Consider the following 22,910-nt stretch of genomic DNA (forward strand, 5'->3'; position numbering starts at 1 on the left):
TTATGGTGGCCTTGCCCTGGGGGCGCAGCGCGGGACGGGGCGCGACGGCTGACCGCGTGACAGGCGACCGCTCAGGCCGCGCCCGCCTGACTATTCTCGCGCTGGTGGTTTTCGTGATGCTGGCGGCCATCGCCTCGCTTGGCACGGGCGCTGCAGGCGTGTCGCTGGGTGATGTGCTGGTGAAATGGTTATCGGGTGAGGTGCTGAGTGTGCGCGACCGCGTTGTGCTTTTTGACATCCGCCTGCCGCGCTTGCTGACCGGGATGCTGGTCGGCGCGTCGCTCGCAGTCTCGGGCGCGGTGATGCAGGGGTTGTTTCGCAACCCGCTGGCCGATCCGGGCATCGTCGGCGTCGGTGCGGGTGCGGGCCTTGGCGCGGTCCTTGCAATCGTGCTGGGCGCGTTCCTGCCGCCTGCGATTCTGGCGGTCGCGGGGATGCATCTGGTCCCTCTGGCTGCATTCTTCGGCGGCTGGGCGACAACGCTGATCCTCTATCGCGTGTCAACCCGTGCGGGGCGCACATCGGTGGCGACGATGCTGCTTGCAGGCATTGCGCTGGGGGCGTTGTCGGGCGCGCTGACGGGGATTCTGGTCTATATCGCGGACGATCAGCAATTGCGCGATCTGACCTTCTGGGGGTTGGGCTCTCTGGCCGGGGCAAGCTGGGCGAAACTGGCCGCTGCGGCCCCCATCATGGTGCTGGCGCTGCTAGTCGCGCCGATGCTTGCGCGGGCGCTCAATGGTCTGGCCCTGGGCGAAGGCGCTGCTGCGCATCTGGGCATTGCCGTGCAGCGGATGAAGAATCTGGCTATTCTGACGGTCGCAGCCGCCACCGGCGCGGCAGTGGCTGTGTCGGGGGGGATCGGGTTTATTGGCATTGTCGTGCCGCATCTGTTGCGGCTGGTCATGGGGCCGGATCATCGCTTTCTGCTGCCTGCGGCGGCGCTGCTGGGCGCGGGGCTTCTGCTGCTCGCCGACATCATCTCGCGGCTGATCATCGCCCCTGCGGAATTGCCCATCGGGATCGTGACGGCTGTGCTGGGCGGGCCGGTCTTTCTGTGGATTTTGCTGCGCCGTCGCGGCATCGTGGATATGTGAGGATTGATGCTGGAGGCATGCGATATTTCCGTCACCTTGGGGCGCAAACAGGTGCTGCATGGGGCGGGGCTAAAGGCAGAACCCGGTGCGATGACAGTCATCGTCGGGCCGAACGGGTCAGGCAAGACCACGCTTTTGCGCGCGATCACCGGCGATCTGGCCTGTCGTGGGTCGGTGACACTGGACAGGCAGGATATGCACGCCCTGCCCCCCCATGCGCTGGCCGAACGCCGCGCGGTTCTGCCGCAAGCAAGTGTGCTCGCCTTTCCCTTCACGGTGCTTGAGGTGGTGCGGCTTGGCCTGACCGGGCGCATCGCGCTGCGGCCCGATGCAGCACAACTGCCGACCCGCGCGCTGGAGCGCGTGGGGCTGGCGGGCTATGGCGGGCGGTTCTTCCAGGAGCTTTCGGGCGGCGAACAGGCCCGCGCGCAGCTTGCCCGCGTGTTGTTGCAGGTCTGGGAGCCGGTGCAGGACGGCACGCCCCGCTGGCTGTTTCTGGATGAGCCGGTCGCGGCGCTCGATATCGGTCATCAGTTGCAGGTCATGCAACTGGCGCGGCGTTTCGCGCAGGACGGCGGCGGAGTTATCGCCGTCATGCATGATCTGAACCTGACAGCGATGTTTGCCGACCGTGTGGTGCTGATGCTGGACGGGCGCGTGTTGGCGCAGGGCACGGTGCAGGAGGTGCTGACCGACCAGAACCTGTCGCGCGCCTATGGCTGCCGGTTGCGCGTCTCCAGCCCGCCCGCGCAAGGCGCGACCTATATTCTGCCACAGGCGGCAGAAATGGCCTGATGTATACTTGACTCTTTTACTACGCTTTAGTAGCGCAGTCACCATTACGCCAGCGGTATCGCCAGCCAGAGACCACTCAAAGGGGATACCGATGACACGACCGAACAGGCGCCGCGCGCGCCTTCTTGCCGCTATGTCTACAACTGCGCTCCTGCTGGCGCCCTTACCCACATTCGCGCAACCAGCCGAAAACCTGCAGGCCACGTCTTTTCTTGGCCGGATTGTCCTAGGCTTTGGCCGTGCACGGGTTGCGATTGACACGCCGCAGGCGGTCAGCACACTGGAGCAGGAAGATATCGACCGCGAACAGGCCGCCAAGCCCGGCGATCTGTTGCGCACCGTTCCCGGCGCTACAGCCTTTGGTGGCGACCGCATGACGGGACAGAGCTTCAACATTCGCGGGATCGGCTCGGCGGATGCGTCGGATCAGAACCGGGTGATTGTCTCGGTCGATGGGGTGCAGAAATTTTCGCAGCAATACCGGATGGGCCAGTTCTTCGGCGAGCCGGAACTTTATCGCCGCGTCGAGGTGCTGCGTGGCCCGGCATCGTCGGCACTTTACGGATCGGGCGCACTTGGCGGGGTCGTGGCGTTCGAGACCAAGGACGCCGCCGACTTCCTGCACGACGGCAGCAATACGGCCCTGCGCCTGAAAGCGGGTGGCAATACCAATGGCGCGGGCGCGCTCGGATCGGTCATTCTGGCGCAGCGTTTTGGCGAGGGGTTCGAAATCCTCGCCGCGCTAAGCCACCGTAAGGAAGGAGATTACCGTTCAGGGGACGGCACGCGGGTCACAGGGTCGGGCATGTCTTCGACCTCGGGTCTGGTGAAAGGCACATTCCGCTTTGGCGAGGGCCGCGAACAGACCCTCAGTTTCTCGCTGACGCGCTGGCACAGCGACGAGGATGACGCCAATTACTCTGCCGACATCGGTGCGGATGTCTTTGGACTGATCGACCGCAAGGTGCGCGATGAGACGGCGCAGATCACCTGGGCCAATCCGGCCGGTGCTAACCCGCTACTGGACGCAAAGGTGCAACTGACCTTCTCGCGCACGCGGGTCGAGCAGAAAAACGCAACAGCGCCCATCCCGGACTCGCTGTTTCAGGACTCTGTCTATGGTTACCGTACCTTGGGCTTGCGCGCGCAAAACCGCGCACTGATTCAAGGCGATGGCTGGGAAAACTACCTGACACTGGGCATCGAGGGATCACGACAGGAACGCACCCACCAGACCGCAGTGAGCGGCCCGCGCCTGACCCATCCGGAAGGCACGGATCGCCGTATCGGCGCATTCCTGCAAAACGAATTCATCTGGGATGACCGCCTGACAGCCGTTCTGGGTCTGCGCGCAGACCGTGTGTCGCTTACCCCTTCTTCAGAAGTAACCGCGCTGACAGGTGCTGCCGCGCGTAGCAATACGGTGCGAGCAGCCTCTCTGGCGCTGCACTACAGGCTGAATGAAAACTGGGCCGTGTTCGGATCGCTCGCGCAGACTGAACGTGCCCCATCGCTGGACGAGCTTTTCAATCAAGGCTTCCAAGGTGGTCTGATCTCGCCAGATCTGCGCGCTGAACGCGCCCGCACGGTCGAGGCCGGGGTGTCGTATAGTGATCGAGATCTGTTCACTTCAGGGGACAGCCTGGACCTGAAACTCACGGCCTTCTCTAACCGGATCACTGACAAGATTGAGCGCTCGCTCGGCGCGGGTGTGCCGTCTTATGTCAATGTCGCGCGTGCACATATTCGCGGGATCGAGCTGGAAGGCGGATATGATGCAGAGCAGGCCTTCGGCAAAATCGCCTATTCGCGCATCCTCGGGACGGATACCTCAAGCGGCGACCGGCTGAACTCGACCCCGGCGGATGAACTGGTGCTGGAGCTTGGCGGACGGGCATTCGATCAGACGCTGGATTATGGCTGGCGCGGGACATTCGTGCGCAATGCCACACGCGCCAATGGCGATGATTTCCCCGGTTACGGTGTCAATGACCTGTTCCTGACCTGGCGACCGGATCAGGGCGCGATGGCGGGGCTGGAGGTGCAGCTTGCCGTCAACAACGTTCTGGACAAGCAATATCGCAACATCCTGAACGGCGGACTTGCCAATAACGAACCCCGTCGGGGGCGCGATGTCCGGTTGACTGTGGGCAGGCAGTTCAACTGGTAAACTTCCCTCCAAGGGAGGCAGGACAGCAGGCAGGAAAATGGCAGCGCGGGAGTGCTTCCCGCGCTACCTTTCTTTATGCGGCGACTTTTGCGCCAAGGTGCTGGATGGCTGTGAAGCCCTCGAATTGCGGCGCGCCTGCATGCAGCTTGTGGGTGCCGCCTGCACGGGCATGGGCGGCGCGGAACGCGTCGCTGCGCGTCCATGCAAGGAAGTGCTCTTCAGACGCCCAGACCGTATGCGAGGCATAGAGCCGCATCCCCTCCGCCTCAGGGCCTTTGAGCATGTGAAATTCGACAAAGCCCTGCATCTGGTCCAGATGGGACTCGCGGCCAAGCCATAGGGCTTCGAAAGCCTCGGCATTCTCCAGCGGTACGGTAAAGCGGTTCATGGCGATGAACATCGGCATGGTCTCCTTGTTATGTGGGACAAAGCACCGCGCAGGCCATGCCATTGCAGCAGATCTGCGCCAGTGATGCCGGGCTGTGCACAAGGCGCTCGCTGGGTAGCTTTGTATCCCAACTTCGCCTGCAAAGGTAAAGTGTTTTTCTGATCTGGGCCGTCTGCCGTTCGGAACTGCGCCGCTGATGCGTGCTGATGTCAACACTACCGACAACCGGCAGCACCTGCAGATCACGGCCATGACGGGTCCGATGTTTCAGACCGGCTTACTCGCGAATTCTGGGGCATGCTGGCGCAGATAGTGCTCAACGGACGCGATCAGCTTCTCGCCCTGCGCGCCTTCGCATAGCATCTGCCCAACTGTTTGCGCCCGGCCTGTGCGGCGCTGCCGCAAGGCTTGCACAAGCTCCATCATCTGCCGCTCTTCCGGGGTCAGCCAGACCCGGCAGCACGCGCAGCCCTCGGAATTGAACCGGAAGGCCGTGCTTCGACTTGAGCGCAGGGTCTGCACCAAGGTCACAATGTCGTAGCAGAGCGGCCCAGCCGCGCGGGGCCCAACATGGGCGGTGGCGCAGCGTAGCGCCAACAACCAGCCATGTGTCTCAGGCGCGGCGAAGGTCTGGAAATGAAACCGCATCAGCGCGAGCGTCAGGCGGCCAAACGGGTCAAGATTCAGGCTGTCCAGATGCACCTCGTCGGGTTGGCCTTCGCGGGTCGCGCCGCCGTGATGGTGCGGCACCCCGCGCGCGTCAGGCCAGTGCGGTGCTGCACTGCCCTGCACGCCGCGCCGCTTGGCATTCTTATGTCGCAATGACGGACGCTGCGGGTTAACGCCGGACATTTGCGCGGCCTTCGGTTGTGCCTTTGGGCGCGCCGATCCGCGGCCAATCTTTGGGAACGGATTGCACAGGCCCGTCCGACCGTATCCTTTGGTCAAGACCAACCGCACCAACCGGAACCGAGTGACGATCCAGCAGCATTTCCAGAAGCTGCGGCTCCAACCCACAACCATGGGCGGCAGCACTCTCATGTGCAGATAGAAGATTGATCAGAAAAGCATGGGACGGCTCTCGCATCGGCAACTCCGGGACAAAGGGTGGTTGCCGGGCCGTCTGGGTTGAATGCAACGCAGCTTGACTGGGTGACTTAAACCTGACAAAATTACTTGGAAATGTAAACCCTACATTTGAACAAGGGGCGACACGGCTTTTCAGAGCAGCCTCACAAACCGCCAGCTTCGTGCCAGCCAAGTCATTTGCAACGCACGGAGCAAACATATGCGGAACTCAACTCTTCTCGTCGCCACGCTTGGCCTGTCGCTGATGGGCCTGTCCACCCCCGCCGCCGCTGACGGTCTAGAGGCGTGGCAATTGTCGTATGGCGGCTTTGTCACAGCCTCTGACGTGCGGCCGCATAACGGCCTGCCGCAGGATCGCGGCGATATGCTGGCGGCACTCAATGCCGACAGCCCCGACTGGGCCGAAGCGCTGAGCGTCTATACTTGGGGGCGGCATTTCCCTTGGCGCGACATGACCCATTCACTGGGCCGCTTCGCCGACAATTACAACGGCGCAATGCCTGCCGTCGTGCCGCTTTCGGTCGCGCATTGGGATGATCCCAGCTTTGCGGTGGGGCCGGTCTACTCGGCACTGGCTGGGACCGGCCCGTTCTACCAGCTTGCCGATGAGGCGCGCATCGCCTTTGTCGAGACCGCGACACTGGCCACGATCATCAACTGGACGCGGTTCGAACTGGCGATGTCAGAGCGCAAGGCATTGGCAGCAGAGCCGAACTGGGCGCTCACCAATGGCAGCCCCAAGAATTGGAACGAGATATTTGCTTTCCACTGGGGGCCAGAGGGGCAGCATTCGGTCCATGCAGCACTCGAGGCCATCCCTGAGGGCGCGCAGGTGAATGCCGCGCTCTACATGGCGCTGGCCGAGGGACAACCGCATCTGCTGGAAGAACGCTGGGCCGAAGACGAGGCGGCTGTGGTCGACCGGCTTTTGCATGAAGGATCGTTGCGCCTGTTCCATGCGGCGTTGCAAGACGCAGAGGGAGCCAGTGACGACGCGGAGCGTCTGGTCGCCGTCATGCAGGCGCGCGGGCTGTGGCTGGCTGCGGCGGAAGCGGTGCTGACATTGGCCCCCGGTGAAGCGCAAGGCATCGAGGCCGCGCTCGCAGGAGCAGGCGATCCCGATCTGCTACCTTTCGCAGTCGAAGCGGTCGAGGATAACTTGATCCTGCTGTCAAACTGAACACAAGGCCGGTGTTCCTCACATCCGGCGATCAGGAACCGATCCAGCCTGTATTCTGATGCATGTCGGCCCCTGCGCAGGTTCTGGCAGACTCGCAGGCGGCCTTAACGCGGACAGGCATGGCCAGAAGTTGATTGAGAAGACGCTGCGCGCAGAAGTTAGTTCGTCGCATCCCCGAAAGCCATGCCGCCGGTTGCGACCTGTCCGGTGGGGCTGTCGGGGTTGCGGGCATGGGGCGGGGGTCAGGGCGATGAAATTCTGCCATACTGCACGCGCGCGCAGGTCATCGCGGCGGGGCGCGGTGGGTGCGCGGGGCCAGATACTCGATCCAGGGGTAGTCGTCGGCATTGACGGGCGCATCCGCGAACAGGCCGGACGCGGCATTGCCTGCGTAGAATTTCAAGGCGCGATCGGTCAGTACCGCGTCAGGCGTAGGCGCCCTGCCAGTTCCAGAACATCGCTGTCAGGTTCAGGGGCGACGCGGCCAGCGTCGGGTCGCCGTGGTTCAAGTCGAACGGCACGCCGATATCGAAGTCCAGACCAGTATACTCCCCCGCGGGGACTGTGCCGCGCAAGCTGTTATTCATGTCGGGCGTGCCGTTGACGCAGGTGCCAGTTGCATCCTCGAAATCCAGCTGCGCCACATCGGCGACCTGCCAAACCCCGTCCTGATCCAGCGCGATGGGGCCTCGGTCCCGTCTGTGCCGATCAGCCGTGCATTGGTGACGAAGACGCGGAAACCGGCGACCTCGACGGTCGAGGCGGTCACACCGATGCCGTCATAGGCCTGCGCGCAGGTGAAGGGGGTGCCGGCCATCTCGGCGGCGCAATTGATGGTGACGGGTTGGTCGGCCAGCGCCGGCGTGGCGAGTGCGGTCACAGCCGCCAGTGCAAGGAAACGTATGTTTTATCTTTCGTGAATGATGTGGGTGTCACCGGCAGCGCTTGCGCCACCGGGTTTCAGCGATCAGACAAGAAATAGCGGCGGGCCGCGTGCAGGCGGTGTGCGTGGGCTGTGCGCGTGCACCAGCAAATGGCCTGCCGCGGGCACGTCCAGCATTGCGATGCGCAGGGCAACGCCTGCGCCAGGGGCATCTGCTCCCAGAGCCATGATCTTTGCCAGGGTGCAGACAGGGCAATCCTCGGCCATGCCCTGCGGGCCGTCTTGCGTGACGCAAGGATCATCCAGTTCGCCGCCGATCTGAACATAGGCCGCCAGCATCGGATTGGCAGGTAAGCAGGAGCATGCTGATGACCAAAGCCAAGAACCATCAGCGCCAGCACAAGAAGCGCAGCACTCAGGCGGTTGGAAAAGGTAATTAACATACTCATGTTATCTTGCTTCCTGCCAGTCTTAGTTTCAGCTATCATCACGCGGTACGCCCCTGCAGGTGAAAAATGGGATGAGGCATTGATGGAGTGGATGGCGCCCGCTTCCGGCATGACGATGTCCATGTTGGGTGCTGAGAACACCACCAACAAATGAAGCCGTCCATGGCAAAAAACTCCATGCTCCGGATCGATCTGGCGGAGTATGTTTTCAGGCAGCACGGCGTTGACGCCGATGGCCGAGTTGCCTTGCGCCGTCAGCTACGGTTGATGCAGCCGGGCCAACTGAAGGGTAAGGACAATCGAGTTACCAATGGCCGAAGCCCAAAAACCGCAGGCTGATAATCTGCAGGGCCGGCTTATGCCAACATATCCAGCATTCGTGATTGACTGCATTTTTGCTGCCTGCCATAGCATGACCCATGTCTGACCCTGCCCCCAGCATTGTTGCGCGCCGAGATAGTGGCCCGAAAGTGCATATTCTTCTGTGTACTTACAATGGTGCAGCTTGGTTGGAGGCGCAGTTGGAAAGCCTTGTTGCCCAGACACATCGCGACTGGCTGCTATGGGTCAGTGATGATAACTCCAGCGATGATACGCGCGCCATTCTGGCGCGTTTCGCCGCGCGCTATCCGGGCCGGGTGGCCGCCGTGCTGGACGGGCCACGCAAGGGCGGTGCGGCCAATTTCCTCTCGCTTTTGTGCCATGCGGATATACCAGAGGGCTATGTCGCGCTCTGCGATCAGGATGATGTCTGGATGCCGCACAAGCTGGCACATGCCCTGGCCCAACTGCGCCCCTGGGCAGGCACGCCTTGCGCATGGGCAGGGCGCTATATGTTCACGGATCAGTATCTGAACCCTTTGGGCTTGTCTCCGCACTGGGCGCGCGGGCCTTCATTGGAAAACGCACTGGTCCAGAATATCATGTCGGGGCATACGTTGACGCTGAACCCCGAGGCCCTGGCGCTGGTGCGGCGCGCAGGTCCGATGCCGGTCGCGCATCATGATTGGTGGATCTATCTGCTGCTGATGGCTTGCAATGGACATGCGTTGATCGATACTGAGGTTGTGCTTCAGTATCGACAGCATCGCGACAACACAATAGGACGGCGGGCGGGCCTTCGCGCCCGTGCCGGGCGCGCGATAGCCATGGTGAATGGGACGCTGAATAGCTGGATAATGGGCAACCTTGCGGCGCTTGCGGCCGCGGATGCGCCCTTATCGCCACAAGCCCGCCACCTTGTGGATGGTTCGAGGCAAAGATCGGCGAAAATAGCGAGCGCGGCTTTGGGAAACTTTTCGACGCATCGTCAACACCGAGCAGAAACCTTGGCGTTTGCTTTTGCAAAATGCCTGCGCCGTCTTTAGAATAGCGTGTCATTCTTGCCATTCGCGCACCCTGTCGCGCTTAGCGATAGGCTTTCGGGCCGTGTGCTCGGCTTTCAAACCCCTAGCGGATTTACACCACTTCTTGATCGGTGACCTCCTTCAGAAGGCGCGCGGCTGGAATAACCACATCACCAGATGCCCCCTCAAGTACCCATGGTCCGTCCTGAACCGATGCTGCCGTATCGCCAAGCCGGGCAATGACGCTGACATGCAGCACAACGGCCTGAGATGTAATCGGCGCGATGAAAGGGGTTCCGCTCTCTCGCCATTCTTCGCCGCCCGCTTGGACTGCACTCAGGTTTTAGGGCGTCCCGTCGATCGAGAAAATGTCGCCTGCAACTTGGATGGTGATCCCGGGCAGGTCCTGTTGTGGGGTCAATGTCAGGTGCATTTTTCTGTTCCTTAAAACCAGCGGCCAATGGCGAGCAGCTGGGTGGATGCGGTCATTCGCGCGCCATGACAGCGTCTATCCATGCGACACGCGGATAGCGGAGCAAGGGTCTGGAAAATGTCAGGGCATTTCCGACCTGCCCGCACAAAACCATGAAAGCGTGCAAGATCATGAGCCCTGTGGCCTTGAAAAGCAGAAAACTGGTTCCCAAAGCGGGCGGCCTAGCCAGAAGAGAAAAAGCCAGGCTAAGAATGACAATCAAGCCCAGCGGCTCTGGGATCGCCCAGAGGTAGCCGCCCGGCGTGCGCCCATAACGCGTGGACATTTCACGCAGCACCAGCGCCGCAACAGCGCGAAGGCTGGCTTGCACAGCCGAGGGCGCCCTGCCCGCAGCAAGCGCATTTTCTGGCATCAAGACCACCGTCCACTAAAGCAGATCCGATGAATCGCTGCTTGGGTTTCCCCTGCTCTTTTGGTATGCGAATTTGCAGGCCAGTTCCACAGCCGCTTAGCGTAATCACCAAAGGTATGATAGTTCATGGCTGACATTGCAAAGCCTGCCCCCGAGAAACCGAAGACATCGCCTCCGGGAGATGGCCGCACTGGCGCGCCCGTTTCGGTCCGCCCGACAGCTCGTCGTGCATGGCTTAAGTCACGACATAGAGGGCTGATCCTGAGTCTGCTCTTGGTTGTTGGCCTGCCGGTGATGATGACAACGGCTTATCTGGTAGTGTTTGCCAAGGATCAGTATGCGTCAAAAGTGGGTTTTACGATCCGACAGGAAGAAACCAGCACCGCCAGCGAATTGATGGGTGGGCTTAGCTCGATCCTTGGGGCAAGCGCACAGGGCCATGCCGATTTGCTGTTCGAGTTTGTCCAGAGCCAGGAAATTGTTGAACAGATCATGGACGAATTTGACCTTGTCGCCAATTACAGCGCAAACTGGCCGTTGGATCCGATTTTCTCGCTGTGGCCCACAGCCACGATTGAAGATGTCGTCTGGTTCTGGGGGCGGATGGTTCGGGTGACATTTGACAGGTCTTCAGGGATGATGCTGGTTCAGGTACGTGCCCATGATCCTGAGACAGCGCAGATGCTGGCCCAGCTTATCGTGCGCAAGAGTGAGGAAATGATCAACCGGCTGAATGCCACCGCACGCATTGATGCGATGCGCAACGCGGAAGCCGATCTTGAGGCTGCATTGGCGCGGTTGCGTGCAGCGCGCGAAGCCTTGGCCGAATTCCGGGCGCGCACTCAGATTGTTGATCCGCAAGCCGATATTCAGGCCCGCATGGGCGTGATGAGCAACTTTCAGCAGCAGCTTGCCGAAACCCTGGTTGAGTATGACCTGCTGTCTCAAACGGCAGATGCAAATGACCCCCGCGTGCGTCAACTCGCGCGACGTATAGATGCCATCCGTAACCGCATCCGCGACGAGCGGCAGAATTTCACCCAGCTTGATGTGACCATAGACGACACGGATTATCCGCGATTGATCGCCCAGTTTGAGAGCTTGCAAGTCGATCAGGCTTTTGCCGAGGCGACCTATCAAGCCGCGCTGACCGCGATGGATTCTGCGCGCTCCAATGCCTCGCGCCAGAACCTGTTTCTGGCCAATTTCATTCAACCCACCCGCGCAGAGCGCGCGCAATATCCGCAGACAACACTTCTGATCGGGCTGAGTTTCTTCTTTTCATTGATGGCGTGGTCCGTGATGGCACTGGTCTATTACAGCCTGCGCGATCGCGGGTGACCAGCACCGCGGAGGGCGCGTGATAGAATTTCGTGACATCACCAAAGGGTTCTGGGTGCGCGGCGAATATCGCCCTGTGATCCGCGCGCTGAACCTGACCCTTCCAACTGGCCGTTCGTTGGCCCTGCTGGGGCGCAATGGTGCAGGAAAGTCAACGCTCCTGAACATGGTCTCAGGCACGATGCGCCCCGACACGGGCGACATTATCAGCGATGGCAGTATCTCCTTCACAGTCGGTTATGCTGGGAGTTTTCATGGCGATATGACCGGCGCGCAGAACACCCGCTTTCTGGCGCGGGTTTACGGTGTGGATACGGATGAGTTATGTGATTTCGTGGAAGACTTCGCAGAAATTGGTTCGCATTTCCATATGCCTGTGCGCACCTATTCCTCAGGCATGAAATCGCGCCTCGCCTTTGGTGTGTCGATGGGGATCAGATTTGACACCTATCTGATTGACGAAGCCACGGCGACTGGGGATGCCCGTTTCCGGCACAAAAGCAAAGAAGTGTTCCGCGCGCGCATGGCTGAGGCCAGCGCTGTCATGGTCAGCCATTCGATGGGCGACATCCGCGCCTTTTGCGATGCTGGACTGGTCCTGAATGACGGGCAGATCGAAGTCTTTGAGGATGTCGAAGACGCGATCAAACGGCATCAGGAATTGCTGGCGTGATCGAGGGAGCAGCAATTCCGTCGCTGACACGATATGACCGATTTGGCAACTGATCTGACCGGCCCGCACCGCCGCAGCATAAGCTTCAAGCAGTGCTTCCAGATCGGATCGTCGCGGCCCGGCACCGCGCCCGGGGACGTGGTCGGGCAGGATGCAGTCGCATGAAATGGCCAAACTTCGCAACGCGCGAAACCCCGCCATGGCCAATGTGATGATCGACCAACGCCTGCGCCGCCGCCTCCCCCCAAGGCAGGGCGGCACTGCGAATCGCCTCAGTCTTGATCCGGTTCGAGTCGAGCCCCCCCCGTCGCAGTCGAAGACAAGGGTGGCATAGTCTATGGGCCTGGGGATCATGTCAGTGCCAGCCCGCGCAAGAATAGCTGTTCGGCGACAACGAAATCTGCTTTCCAAGTGATGTCCTGTGCAGTCAGTTTGTCCAGCGGGAAGAGGTAAGGGTTATCGCCTATGCGATCATTCAATCGGGAATAGATTTCGATGGGGGCAAAGAACACGGCGCTGTTAATTTCATGCGCCGGTGTCAATGTCTGGGTCCGGGACCATTTCTCGACCTGGCGGTCATGGTTCAGCGGGCCTTTTTCATTCCACAGGAAAGCGTGAAGTAATGTCGTGGTCATGAGTGAATCATGACCCTGTGTCAGGGCCTGTCGATAGCAGGCGATGACGTTGGCATAAGTTTCTGCAGTGACAAAGGGTGAGGTGACGTGAGTCCACAGGATATGCCCCGCGGGAATCAGGTCGTGGGCATGGCCAACAAGCGCATCGGTACTGGTGGCGCTGCTGGACAGGTGTTCGGCGCGGCGATGAAGCACCAGATGCGCAGCGCCCAGATTACGCGCATAGGCGCTGGAACAGGCAGATGCCGCGGCCAGACACATTCCGGACGTGGCGCTTTGCATCACCAGGCATATCCCGCGCAGTATATAGCGCAAAAGCTGCACCTGGCTGGAGCGCACAAGACACACCTCTCGCACGCCCCTGCCGGTGTGAAACAGGCCCTGACCTTTCTCCAAACGCTGCAACCGGGCACCGGAGAAAAGGGGTTCAAGCAAGATTGACATGATCACTCTCAAATGACGCCGACCTGTCGCATGCGCTACGGCGGAAAGACCCAGACCAAGGGTTTCGCCGATGAAACGGATCACATTGACGAAAGCGCTGCTCTGACCAGTTGCCCTATCGGCACAGGATCATGTGGCGCAGGCGCAATAGCTGTGACGACGGCGCAAGGTCGGTGTCGCCATTGCCGTTGCCGCGCGCCGCATTGTTACAAATCGGGATGGCGTTTGGGGGTGCGCCGGGACACTATTTGTCTAGTGGGCGACCTGCCGTTGCTCAGGCGGACAGGGCGAGAGCAGCCCCCCCGGCGGCCGCCACGACAACGACGACCCAAGGCGGCGCCTTCCATGCCATCAGCGCCACGAAGCAGACCAGCGCAAGGGTAAAATCGCGCATGTCGCCGATGGCGCTGGTGAAGACGGGCGAGTATAGCGCCGCGCCGAGTATCCCCACAACAGCCGCATTCGCGCCCTGCATCAGCGATTGCGCCCGCGCCATGGCGCGGAACCTGTCCCAGAAGGGCATCACGCCGACCAGCAACAAGAAACCCGGCAGGAAGATCGCCCCCAGCGCCAATGTGGCGCCCGCAATGCCATTCGGCGCTGGCCCCAGTACGCCCCCCAGATAGGCCGCGAAGGTAAACAGCGGCCCCGGCACTGCCTGCGCCGCGCCATACCCCGCCAAAAACTGGTCCGGTGTTACCCAGCCGGTCTGTACAACCTCGGCCTCCAGCAGTGGCAGCACCACATGCCCGCCCCCAAAAACCAGCGCGCCTGCGCGGTAGAAGCTGTCGATCACTGCCAGCGACTGGCTCTGACCCGCAAGCAGCGGCAGGAGCAGAAGCGCAGCAAAGAAAGTGGCCAGCGCGCCTATTGCCACCCCGCGCGATACGGGCATCATGACATGCCCGCTGACAGGCGTGCCAGCACCGCGCCCGAGCGCAAGGCCAGCCAGCCCGCCCAGCACGATCGCCCCCACCATTCCGAAGGCACCGGGCACAAAGGCCAGCGCCGCCACAGCCCCTACGGCAATGGCCGCGCGTTCGCGGTCAGGGCACAGGTTTTTCGCCATGCCCCAGACGGCTTGGGCAATGATCGCCACGGCCACGATCTTCAGCCCATTCAACGCCCCGGTTCCCACTGGCCCGGCAATGCTGGCCGCGCTGAGTGCAAAGACCAGAAGGATCAGGGCCGATGGCAGCGTAAAGGCGACAAAAGCCGCAAGCGCCCCCAGCCAGCCCGCGCGCATCATCCCCAGCGCAAACCCGACCTGAGACGAGGCCGGACCGGGCAGAAACTGGCACAATGCGACCAGATCAGCATAGGCGCGGTCATCCAGCCAGCGCCGCCGTATAACCAGTTCGTCGCGGAAGTAACCCAGATGCGCGATTGGCCCCCCGAAACTGGTCAGGCCCAGCTTGAAGAAGGTCGCAAAGACCTCGCCCGCTGTGCCTTGCGCGGCTTCGGTTTTGCCCGCATCTATTTTGTTTGTCATTCTGTCCCCGCCTCGCCCTTGAGTTCGCGCAATCGCACCCGAGCCACAGCCAACCCGTCACGCCCTTTTTGCGTAATCGTGTAAAATTTCCGCGACGTGCGCCCCGCGCGTTCGGTCTGGCTGGTCAGGTATCCGTCCCGTTCCATATTTGCCAACATCGGATAGAGCGTGCCGGGCGACAGCCGGTAGCCGTGCCGCGCCAGTTCATCAATCATCCACTGGCCATAGATCGGGTGTTCTGCGGCATGGTGCAGGATATGCAAGCGGACCAACCCCGACAACAGATCATGATGCTCCATGCGCTCGACCATGTTACACCTATGCTTTCCGATATCGACATTCGATAAATCATGCTTTACGCAGGGCGTCAACCTTGCCGCTCTCATTGGTCAGACATATGCACATTCATCCGCCACACTCCCCTGTCATTTCCGTTACAGATCTGGACCAGCTTGGCGCTGTCAGAATGCTGTATGTGGCTGACGGAGATGAAGCCCCGCATGGGCTGACCCGTGTGCCCGTTGCAGACTGGATCGCGCATGCCAAGCAAACCCCCTCAGGGCTGGATGATCTGGCTTTCTGGCATGACCAGATCACGCGCTTGGGGATCGGGCCGGATGCGCTGACAGTCATTGCAGATAACGGTAGCATGCTGGAGGCCGCGCGCGTCTGGTTCATCTTGCAGTATTTCGGTCTGCCAGTGGTGGTACTTAATGGTGGGCTGCCCGCCCTGAACGAATTGCCCCAACAGGCCGCGCTCTATGCTGGCCCTATCACCCTGACGCCCGGTTCTGGCGCTGTTGCGCTGATGGACCGTGACGGCCTGAAAGGGGCCCTGCCTGAGATTCAGGTTTTTGATGCGCGCACGGCAGCGGAGTTCAGCGGGTTTGACCTGAAAGGCAATGCGCGCGGTGGGCACCTGCCAGGGGCATCGCTTCTGTCACATAGTGACCTGCTTGGGGAAGCGGGCCTAAAGCCTGTGCCGCAACTCGTAGCCCTGATGGACCAGGCCGGGATCACCGACGGCAAGCCCATCGTGACCCATTGTAACGGAGGTGGGCGCGCGGCGCTGGCAGCCCTTGCGGCAGTGATGGCGGGCAAACGTGATGTGCGGGTCTATTATCTCAGCTTCGCGGATTGGGCAGCGGATGAAAGCTGCCCTGTCAACGTGCCGGAATAAGTCCCCTGTTTCCAAGGCGCGTTTGACTTTGATCAAGGCTGCGGAGTTCTTGGCCTGCCAATGAGGCGAGATGATGCGTTCTCTCAACGGCCTGCAATCTCTCTTCGCCAGCGCGCTTATGCTGGTGCTGTGGCTTGTACCCGCAATTACCAGCGCGCAAACTCCGCATTTGCAGCAGTTTATGTCAGAAATAGCCCCCCATTCGATTGTCGAGACTGCGACGGATTACGGTGCAATCCGCGATGATCTGCCGGTGGCCCCCATCCTTGGGCCGGATGGGCCTATGGGTTGGGTGTTCATCACCTCGGATTTCGTCGGCACAACGGGCTATGGTGGTAAGCCGATCCATGTGATGGTCGCACTCGATGACGCGGCGCGCATCATCGGGGCGAGGTTGGTCGAGCATTCCGAGCCGATTGTCATAATCGGCATCCCGGAATCGCGGATACACGCGGTCATGCAGGGGATCGTCGGGCTGGATGTTGCGGAACTGTCGCAGCAAGAGCGTCGTGCACCGCAATTGGAGATCGTCTCGGGCGTCACCGTCACCGTGATGGTGATTGACGATTCCATCCAGCGATCTGCCCTGCACGTGGCGCGCAGGTTGGGTCTGGGCGGGCTGTCGGTCGAGGGCGCGCAGACTGGCCCGCGCTTCGCCCTGAACCCCGATGCCCGCGCAGCAGAGGATTGGCCCACGCTGTCAGCGGATGGAACAGTCCAGCGGCTGACACTGGATGTCGGGCAAGTCAATGCGGCCTTTGGCGCCCATCCCGACCCGCGCGCCGCTGAGCGCCCTCTGACCGACCCACCAGACACATTGTTCATTGACCTGTTCGCAGCACAGATCAGCCATGACAGCCTTGGCGCGCGGCTTCTGCCCCCGGAGGCGCAAGCGCAGCTTCAGGAGTGGCTGACCGAGGGCGCGCATCCGCTCTGGCTGGGTGCGCGCGGGATGCAGTCGTTCAAGGGCACAAATTACCGGCGCGGCGGTGTGTTTGACCGTATCGTGCTGGTGCAGGGGGAAAACTCGATCCGCTTCCGCGAAGAAGATCATCTGCCGCTTGATGCCCTTGATCTGCCCGGCGCACCACATCTGAAGGAGATTGACCTGTTTCGCATTCCGGCCGATGCAGGTTTTGCCCCCACAGCGCCGTGGCGGCTGCAACTGGTGGCGCAGCGCAATGTGTCGGGTGTGGATCGCGCCTTCACCTTTTTCGAGCTGCCCTATCAGCTTGCCCCGCATTTCCTGCGCGAATTGCCCCGCCCTGCCCCGCAAGGCAGCCTGTCTGATGCCGAGGCAGAGCGCGCCGCGCAGATGGCCCTGATCGAACGGATCTGGCAAGATCGACAGGTGGAGATTGCAGGCCTTGCCGCCATGCTACTCGTGCTGACAGGGGTGTTCTTCTTTCAGGGGCTGTTGACGCGCTCGGCGCGGGCAACCTACTGGTTCCGCATCGGTTTTTTGTCGCTGACGCTGTTTTTCCTTGGCTGGTATGCCAATGCGCAGCTTTCTGTCGTCAATATACTGGCGCTGACGCAATCGCTGATGAGCGGGTTTTCATGGCAGGCCTTCCTGCTTGACCCCTTGACCTTCATCCTGTGGTTCTCGGTCGCGGCGGCGCTGATATTCTGGGGGCGCGGGGCCTATTGTGGCTGGCTGTGCCCCTTTGGCGCACTTCAGGAATTGACCAACCAGATTGCGCGGCGGTTGCGCGTGCCGCAACTGACCTTGCCTTGGGGGCTGCATGAACGCCTCTGGCCGGTCAAATACATGATCTTTCTGGCACTTTTCGGGGCTTCTCTGGCCTCGCTCAGCTGGGGCGAAACCCTGGCAGAGGTTGAGCCGTTCAAAACCGCCATCGTGCTGAAATTCGACCGCGCCTGGCCCTTTGTGACCTTCGCGCTGGTGCTATTGGGCATCGGGCTGTTTATCGAGCGCTTTTACTGTCGCTATCTCTGTCCACTTGGGGCTGCACTCGCGATTCCCGCGCGCATCCGCATGTTTGATTGGCTAAAGCGCTATAAAGAGTGCGGCAGCCCGTGCCAGACCTGCCGCAACGACTGCTTTGTGCAGGCCATTCACCCGACAGGTGAGATCAACCCGAATGAATGCCTGAACTGCCTGAATTGTCAGGTACTCTACCAGTCGCAAAGCAAATGCCCTGTGGTGATCCGGCAGATCAAGCGCCGCGCGGTGGTGTCGGCAAGTGGTAAATCTGATGCGAAAGGAGAGGTTTGATGCTGCACAGCCGTCGTCGTTTCCTGACCATTGCCGCCGCCGCCTCAGTCGCCGGTCTACCTGCCCGCGCCGCATCTGTCACCCGCTGGCAGGGGGTGGCGCTTGGGGCCAATGCCTCGATCCACCTTGCGCACCCGGAGGCTGACCGGATCATCGCCAAGGCCCTGGCCGAGATCGCGCGGCTGGAACAGGTATTCAGCCTGCACCGCCCCGATTCAGCCCTTGTAAAGCTGAACGCGGCGGGCCATCTGGCGGCCCCACCGTTCGAATTGCTGGACTGTCTTGGGATTTGCGCCGCTGTGCATACTGCCAGCGGTGGTGCATTTGACGCGACGGTGCAGCCCCTCTGGGCACTTCATGCGCGCAGCTATGCGAAGGGCCACGCGCCGCGCGAGGCCGAGATCATGGCGACCTTGCCGCTGGTCGGATGGGACGCTGTGCAGATCAGCGCCGCGGAAATCAACTTTACCCGCCCCGGCATGGCCTTGACGCTGAACGGTGTCGCGCAGGGCGTGATTGCAGATCGTGTGGCTGATCTGCTGGCGCGCGAGGGCTTGAGCGATATTCTGGTGAACGCGGGCGAATTCCGCGCCCTTGGCGGTCATCCCAATGGCGGCTCCTGGCCGATCCGGCTGGATGATACAGGCAAGACGCCCGTACCTTTGCGCAACCGCGCGCTGGCCAGTTCCGGCCCGCTGGGCACTGTCTTTGATGAGGCGGGCCGTGCGGGGCATATTCTGGACCCGCGCACAGGCCACCCCAGCGCCACGAAATGGAAGCTGATCAGCGTAACAGACCCGCGCGCGGGGCTGGCCGATGCGCTGTCCACCGCCGCTTGCCTTTTGTCGCGGACTGAGGTTGACAGGATGATGGCAGTGTTTCCGACAGCCGAACTTGTGGGGCTGTCATAGCGCAAGCTGGCAAATACAACGCCGCCCACGCATTCCCGAACCAAAAGAAAACCCCGGCAAACTGTGCCGGGGTTTCATGTTTTTTGCCGTTCACTTAACCGGGAACAACGCCCTCGGGCAGTTCGAACGGAATGCCTTCTGGTGGCTCGAAATTCACCGGAATCTCGCCGGTCAGCGCGTCAAGGAAGGCGGTGATGTCGTCCAGCGTCTCGTCATCCAGCCGCTGTCCAAGCTGAATCCGGGCCATGATGTCATTGGCGCGACGCAGTTCCGCCACGGACCCATCGTGGAAATACGGATAAGTCTTCGCGATATTGCGCAGCAGCGGCACGCGGAAGAAGAAGCGGTCGGCCTCATCACCTGTTGCACGCATCAGACCAGAGTTAATATCGACCGACCCGGTATGATCCCAATAATTTTCGGTAACGCCGAAGGGCTGCAGCATCTCTCCGCCAAAGAGCGGCCCAGCATGACAGCCTGCGCAGCCGACATCGATATAAGATTGCAGCCCGGCAAGTTGCTGCGGGGTCATCGCGTCATCATCACCGGCGAGCCATGCGTCATAGGGCGCAGGGGTCCGCAATGTGAACTCATAGACCTCAATCGCCTTGCCGTAATTTTCAACGCTCATTGGCTCTTCGTCATCGGGGAAGGCGGATGCGAACCATTCAGCATAGCCATGCTCATCGAGCACAGGCAGGATGTCTTCACGTGTCGCGAAGCCCATAGAACCGGTGATCGAGCCCATCGCCTGAGCTTGTCCAGACTCGCGATCTGCAAGCCAGCGCAGGCCCGGCGTTTCCATTGAATGGAACACAGTCTGTGATTGTAAGGTGCGCCCGCCACGCGCGTTGATCGAGGCTACACGCGAATCCGACCCCCAGTTTTCTGCGAAATGGCAGCTTGCGCAGGCCACGTCACCGCTGATCGACAAACGCATGTCCCAGAACAGCGCCTGGCCAAGCTGGGCTTGCGGGTCTTCGATCTCTTCAGGTTCGGTGGCACGAACAGTCCCGAACAGCGCACGCGCGGTTTCGCGAAGCTCCTCGACATCGGATGCAGCAGCTGGCCCGACGGCAGGCAGCATCAGGGCTGCGACCGCGGCGGCTGTCAGTAGGCGTGGCATGGGGCTAAACCTTCTCTTTGTCATTCACGTTTACGCTATCACGGCGCGGTGAAGAGAGGGATTGATCTGAGTTAGTTTGCTGCGCTTTAAATTTTTAAAGTGTTGAATTTTTTACTTTTCGTCACACGCACAGGGCATTTGATTCAAGGTACTATCCTGCCTCACGCTCATTCGCGTTACGATCCAGACCAAACTTCTGGGCGGCTACATGGATACCGCACTTGCTTAATGGTAACATCTGCACCCGCAGGCCGAGGCGCCGGATGCCCGTATGCAGTCCTCAATTCGCACCCGCGCGATACAGCTTCCCCGAAGCGACGCGCACCGAAAGCTGCCACAGCGGCGTGGTTTTACGACCGATCCACCTGAAGTGAAGCGCGTACTGGTTTGCTGGCGTTACGGATGTTAAACACCAAAAGCCCCAAAAAGACCGCGAAGGCTGTCCACTGGAACATCGGATCAAGCTCGGGCCAGATCAGCGCCCCACACAATCCGGCCAGCAGGATGCGCTGCATCACCCCAACCGCGTTTTCCATGTGCCCCTCGAAGGCTGCCGCAATACAGTAAAGTGCTGCCAATGTAAGGACTGTGACTTGTAGTTTTTCGAATAGCGACCCAGTCAGAAGTGGCGTGAAGGCAAACATCAGCGGTACGATATACAGGGCCTTGGCCATTTTCCATGCCGTGACGCCGGTCGCCATAGGGCGGCTTCCTGCGATCGCGGCGGCAGCAAAAGCCGTCAGGCAGACCGGCGGCGTGACAGAACTGTCCTGACTGAGCCAGTAGATGATCATATGCGCAGTCAGAAGTGCCGCGATGACCAGATCGCGGCTGAGTATGCTTTCGACAATGGTCCGCCGCATCTCCAGCGGTGCTGCTTCAAAAACTATCTCGGCCTGACTGCGGGCCATGGGCAGACCGATGTCAGCGGCATATTGCGGCGCACCCATTGCGAGGATGGCCTGCATATTTTCGGGGACAGCCCCAGCAGCGATGGCATTGATAACCTCGATCCGGGTAATCATATCTGCAAGCGCAGGCGCAGATAGTGTGGCGACGACGATATATGCCGCCGTCACAGGCAGACCCATTCCCAGCACAAGTGAGGCCAGCGCGATCAAGGCAATAGCGATCAGGACGGAATTATTCGCCCACGCGCTGATCATCAGTGAAAAGGTATTACCAACACCGCTGATGGTTACAGCGGCGATAACCACGCCGATGGCAACAAGCAAAACGGCGGTCAGCACCATGTTACGTGTGCCCAGCGCCAGACTTTCCAGTACTGCCATGGGACCCATGGGGCGAGGTGTGATCCATGAGAAGGCGACTACGGATAAAATCGCGAAGCCAGCCGCATAGGACGGGGTGAAACCCCAGATCATAAGGCCCACAAGCACGCCGAGCGGGCCGAAAAAGGCGATTCCGTTCTCACGCAAGACCTGCCCAAGCGACTTCTCGGGGCCCGGGTCCGGCGCAAGCTCAAGCCGTTTCGCAGTAATTCGTACATAGAACGCGATGGACAAAAAATAAATCAGCGCGGGCAATACCGATACCGCTGCGATTGTTAAATAGGACACGCCAGTGAAGCTTGCCATGACAAAGGCACCAGCACCCATAATGGGTGGCATGATCTGCCCGCCTGTAGAGCTTGCCGCCTCCGTTGCTGCGGCTGTGCGAGCAGGCAGGCCCGAGCGTTTCATCAATGGAATTGTGATCGATCCGGTCGAAACGGTATTCGCCACAGCCGAGCCGGATATAGTGCCCATCAGCCCGGACCCGATGATAGCAACAAAGCCCGGCCCCCCGATCATGCGCCTTGCGATCACCTTTGCGAAATCCACGATGAATTCACCCGCGCCGGAGCGCAACAGGAACGCGCCGAACAGGATAAACATGAATACAAAACTGGCCGATATGCGCGCAACCGAGCCGAACATCCCGTCATCGGTGTAGAAAATACGAAACAGCATAGTATCGGTGCGCAAACCGCTAAAGGTCAGCATGCCCGGCACATAAGCGCCCCAGTAGGTTATATAAGTGAAGCTCGCCAATATCAGGATCGGGATTACCCATCCCGTGGTCCGCCGCGTAAACTCGACGGCCAGCGCCAGAGCAATCATTGTGAACACCCAGTCATGCCATACCATGCGCATGCCACGGTCGTAGAATGCCTGTTCTGCCAGCAGAAGATAGGCCACGAGCGAGATGGACAAGGCGGCAAGTGCCAGATCAATCCCAAGAACCACTCGCTGAGCAGCCCGGCTGCGCGCCTGCCATGCAGGATAAAGCAGCGCACACAGCACTCCGAACCCAGCAAAATGGATCACCGAGGTCATCAACTCTGGCCAGGTCGCGAAGGTGTTGAACCAGATATGCAGCAGCGCCAGACCGACACCGATCCAGAAGGCAGCGCGTCCATAAAGGCTGTCGGGGCTGCGCAATCCGGCCATGCCGGGTGCCACAACGTCAGTGGGGGCGTCGGCGGGCCGCTGCGGCTGGTCGCTGGGCATAATACTCTCCGAAATTCGCGGCAAATAATGGTTTGGTCCGGCACCCCTGTCAGGGCAACCGTATTGGCGATCTGGCCCGACCTAGCGCCGGGCCGTGGGGGCCGAAACATCAAA

At 60.8% G+C, this 22,910-nt stretch carries 24 protein-coding genes; 11 read left to right on the forward strand and 13 right to left on the reverse strand.

Annotated elements, in window-relative coordinates:
• The first annotated feature begins 2 nt into the window (after positions 1-2).
• The 3 genes from EV660_RS16710 to EV660_RS16720 all read left to right on the forward strand — a co-directional run bounded on the left by EV660_RS16710 (position 3) and on the right by EV660_RS16720 (position 4,062).
• On the forward strand, positions 3-1,097 hold the full coding sequence (locus EV660_RS16710; protein ID WP_071480170.1) for a FecCD family ABC transporter permease: 1,095 nt from the start codon (positions 3-5) through the stop codon (positions 1,095-1,097).
• Positions 1,098-1,103: 6 nt separating this feature from the next.
• Positions 1,104-1,892 (forward strand): heme ABC transporter ATP-binding protein, encoded by a 789-nt coding sequence (locus tag EV660_RS16715; protein ID WP_071480169.1) that lies wholly within the window; start codon positions 1,104-1,106, stop codon positions 1,890-1,892.
• A 133-nt stretch (positions 1,893-2,025) separates the two neighbouring features.
• Positions 2,026-4,062 carry a TonB-dependent receptor domain-containing protein gene (locus tag EV660_RS16720; RefSeq protein WP_168800677.1) on the forward strand — a complete coding sequence of 679 codons (2,037 nt, stop codon included), beginning with the start codon at positions 2,026-2,028 and terminating at the stop codon, positions 4,060-4,062.
• Positions 4,063-4,135: 73 nt separating this feature from the next.
• On the opposite strand, the gene hmuQ is transcribed toward EV660_RS16720, so the two are convergent.
• From hmuQ to EV660_RS16735, 3 genes are all read right to left on the reverse strand, one after another.
• The gene (gene hmuQ, locus EV660_RS16725; protein ID WP_375781722.1) at positions 4,136-4,468 is read right to left on the reverse strand and encodes a heme-degrading protein HmuQ; all 333 of its coding nucleotides are present in this window, start codon (positions 4,466-4,468) and stop codon (positions 4,136-4,138) included.
• Positions 4,469-4,717: 249 nt separating this feature from the next.
• A complete protein-coding gene (locus EV660_RS16730; protein WP_100319121.1) occupies positions 4,718-5,302 on the reverse strand; it encodes a hypothetical protein in 585 nt (194 codons plus the stop codon).
• The gene (locus EV660_RS16735) at positions 5,289-5,537 is read right to left on the reverse strand and encodes a hypothetical protein (RefSeq protein ID WP_071480166.1); all 249 of its coding nucleotides are present in this window, start codon (positions 5,535-5,537) and stop codon (positions 5,289-5,291) included. The genes EV660_RS16730 and EV660_RS16735 overlap by 14 nt, the downstream gene beginning before the upstream one ends.
• Positions 5,538-5,738: 201 nt before the next feature.
• Between EV660_RS16735 and EV660_RS16740 the strand changes: the two genes are divergently transcribed.
• Entirely contained in the window at positions 5,739-6,719 is a 981-nt protein-coding gene (locus EV660_RS16740; protein ID WP_071480165.1) for a hypothetical protein, read from the forward strand.
• 425 nt (positions 6,720-7,144) lie between these two features.
• Here EV660_RS16740 and EV660_RS16745 read toward each other — a convergent pair whose 3' ends face one another.
• The 3 genes from EV660_RS16745 to EV660_RS16755 all read right to left on the reverse strand — a co-directional run bounded on the left by EV660_RS16745 (position 7,145) and on the right by EV660_RS16755 (position 7,941).
• Positions 7,145-7,363 carry an MbnP family protein gene (locus tag EV660_RS16745; RefSeq protein WP_232727383.1) on the reverse strand — a complete coding sequence of 73 codons (219 nt, stop codon included), beginning with the start codon at positions 7,361-7,363 and terminating at the stop codon, positions 7,145-7,147.
• The gene (locus tag EV660_RS16750; RefSeq protein ID WP_071480164.1) at positions 7,303-7,599 is read right to left on the reverse strand and encodes a hypothetical protein; all 297 of its coding nucleotides are present in this window, start codon (positions 7,597-7,599) and stop codon (positions 7,303-7,305) included. The genes EV660_RS16745 and EV660_RS16750 overlap by 61 nt, the downstream gene beginning before the upstream one ends.
• Positions 7,600-7,686: 87 nt before the next feature.
• On the reverse strand, positions 7,687-7,941 hold the full coding sequence (locus tag EV660_RS16755) for a hypothetical protein (protein ID WP_071480163.1): 255 nt from the start codon (positions 7,939-7,941) through the stop codon (positions 7,687-7,689).
• 529 nt (positions 7,942-8,470) lie between these two features.
• Between EV660_RS16755 and EV660_RS16760 the strand changes: the two genes are divergently transcribed.
• Complete coding sequence (locus tag EV660_RS16760; protein WP_071480162.1) at positions 8,471-9,418, forward strand: glycosyltransferase; 948 nt, start codon at positions 8,471-8,473, stop codon at positions 9,416-9,418.
• 91 nt (positions 9,419-9,509) lie between these two features.
• On the opposite strand, the gene EV660_RS18715 is transcribed toward EV660_RS16760, so the two are convergent.
• A complete protein-coding gene (locus tag EV660_RS18715; RefSeq protein WP_168800308.1) occupies positions 9,510-9,656 on the reverse strand; it encodes a hypothetical protein in 147 nt (48 codons plus the stop codon).
• A 226-nt stretch (positions 9,657-9,882) separates the two neighbouring features.
• Positions 9,883-10,242 (reverse strand): ABC transporter permease, encoded by a 360-nt coding sequence (locus EV660_RS16765; RefSeq protein ID WP_071480161.1) that lies wholly within the window; start codon positions 10,240-10,242, stop codon positions 9,883-9,885.
• Between the two features lie 126 nt (positions 10,243-10,368).
• Here EV660_RS16765 and EV660_RS16770 point away from each other — a divergent pair, with 126 nt between their 5' ends.
• From EV660_RS16770 to EV660_RS19035, 3 genes are read left to right on the forward strand one after another with little or no spacing between them, the layout of a single operon-like run.
• Positions 10,369-11,583 carry a KpsE/RkpR family capsule polysaccharide export protein gene (locus tag EV660_RS16770; RefSeq protein ID WP_071480160.1) on the forward strand — a complete coding sequence of 405 codons (1,215 nt, stop codon included), beginning with the start codon at positions 10,369-10,371 and terminating at the stop codon, positions 11,581-11,583.
• A gap of 19 nt (positions 11,584-11,602) precedes the next feature.
• Positions 11,603-12,256 (forward strand): ABC transporter ATP-binding protein, encoded by a 654-nt coding sequence (locus EV660_RS16775; RefSeq protein WP_071480159.1) that lies wholly within the window; start codon positions 11,603-11,605, stop codon positions 12,254-12,256.
• A gap of 33 nt (positions 12,257-12,289) precedes the next feature.
• The gene (locus tag EV660_RS19035; protein ID WP_260162169.1) at positions 12,290-12,421 is read left to right on the forward strand and encodes a hypothetical protein; all 132 of its coding nucleotides are present in this window, start codon (positions 12,290-12,292) and stop codon (positions 12,419-12,421) included.
• 185 nt (positions 12,422-12,606) lie between these two features.
• On the opposite strand, the gene EV660_RS16780 is transcribed toward EV660_RS19035, so the two are convergent.
• From EV660_RS16780 to EV660_RS16790, 3 genes are all read right to left on the reverse strand, one after another.
• A complete protein-coding gene (locus tag EV660_RS16780; RefSeq protein WP_134013952.1) occupies positions 12,607-13,326 on the reverse strand; it encodes a glycosyltransferase family protein in 720 nt (239 codons plus the stop codon).
• Between the two features lie 283 nt (positions 13,327-13,609).
• Entirely contained in the window at positions 13,610-14,827 is a 1,218-nt protein-coding gene (gene chrA, locus EV660_RS16785) for a chromate efflux transporter (RefSeq protein WP_071480157.1), read from the reverse strand.
• On the reverse strand, positions 14,824-15,138 hold the full coding sequence (locus EV660_RS16790) for a PadR family transcriptional regulator (RefSeq protein ID WP_232727382.1): 315 nt from the start codon (positions 15,136-15,138) through the stop codon (positions 14,824-14,826). Before EV660_RS16790 ends, chrA begins: the two co-directional genes overlap by 4 nt.
• Positions 15,139-15,224: 86 nt before the next feature.
• Between EV660_RS16790 and EV660_RS16795 the strand changes: the two genes are divergently transcribed.
• The 3 genes from EV660_RS16795 to EV660_RS16805 all read left to right on the forward strand — a co-directional run bounded on the left by EV660_RS16795 (position 15,225) and on the right by EV660_RS16805 (position 19,157).
• Entirely contained in the window at positions 15,225-16,007 is a 783-nt protein-coding gene (locus EV660_RS16795) for a sulfurtransferase (RefSeq protein ID WP_071480156.1), read from the forward strand.
• Positions 16,008-16,077: 70 nt separating this feature from the next.
• Positions 16,078-18,246, forward strand: coding sequence for a NosR/NirI family protein (locus tag EV660_RS16800; RefSeq protein ID WP_071480155.1), 2,169 nt, complete (start codon positions 16,078-16,080; stop codon positions 18,244-18,246).
• Positions 18,246-19,157 (forward strand): FAD:protein FMN transferase, encoded by a 912-nt coding sequence (locus tag EV660_RS16805; RefSeq protein WP_071480154.1) that lies wholly within the window; start codon positions 18,246-18,248, stop codon positions 19,155-19,157. Before EV660_RS16800 ends, EV660_RS16805 begins: the two co-directional genes overlap by 1 nt.
• 94 nt (positions 19,158-19,251) lie before the next feature.
• Here the strand turns inward: EV660_RS16805 and EV660_RS16810 are convergent, their stop codons facing one another.
• Complete coding sequence (locus EV660_RS16810) at positions 19,252-20,283, reverse strand: cytochrome-c peroxidase (protein WP_198510665.1); 1,032 nt, start codon at positions 20,281-20,283, stop codon at positions 19,252-19,254.
• Between the two features lie 350 nt (positions 20,284-20,633).
• Positions 20,634-22,796 carry a TRAP transporter permease gene (locus tag EV660_RS16815; protein ID WP_071480152.1) on the reverse strand — a complete coding sequence of 721 codons (2,163 nt, stop codon included), beginning with the start codon at positions 22,794-22,796 and terminating at the stop codon, positions 20,634-20,636.
• Positions 22,797-22,910: the final 114 nt, after the last annotated feature.

The organism is Roseinatronobacter bogoriensis DSM 18756 (assembly GCF_004366635.1).
In the GTDB taxonomy this organism is placed as follows: domain Bacteria; phylum Pseudomonadota; class Alphaproteobacteria; order Rhodobacterales; family Rhodobacteraceae; genus Roseinatronobacter; species Roseinatronobacter bogoriensis.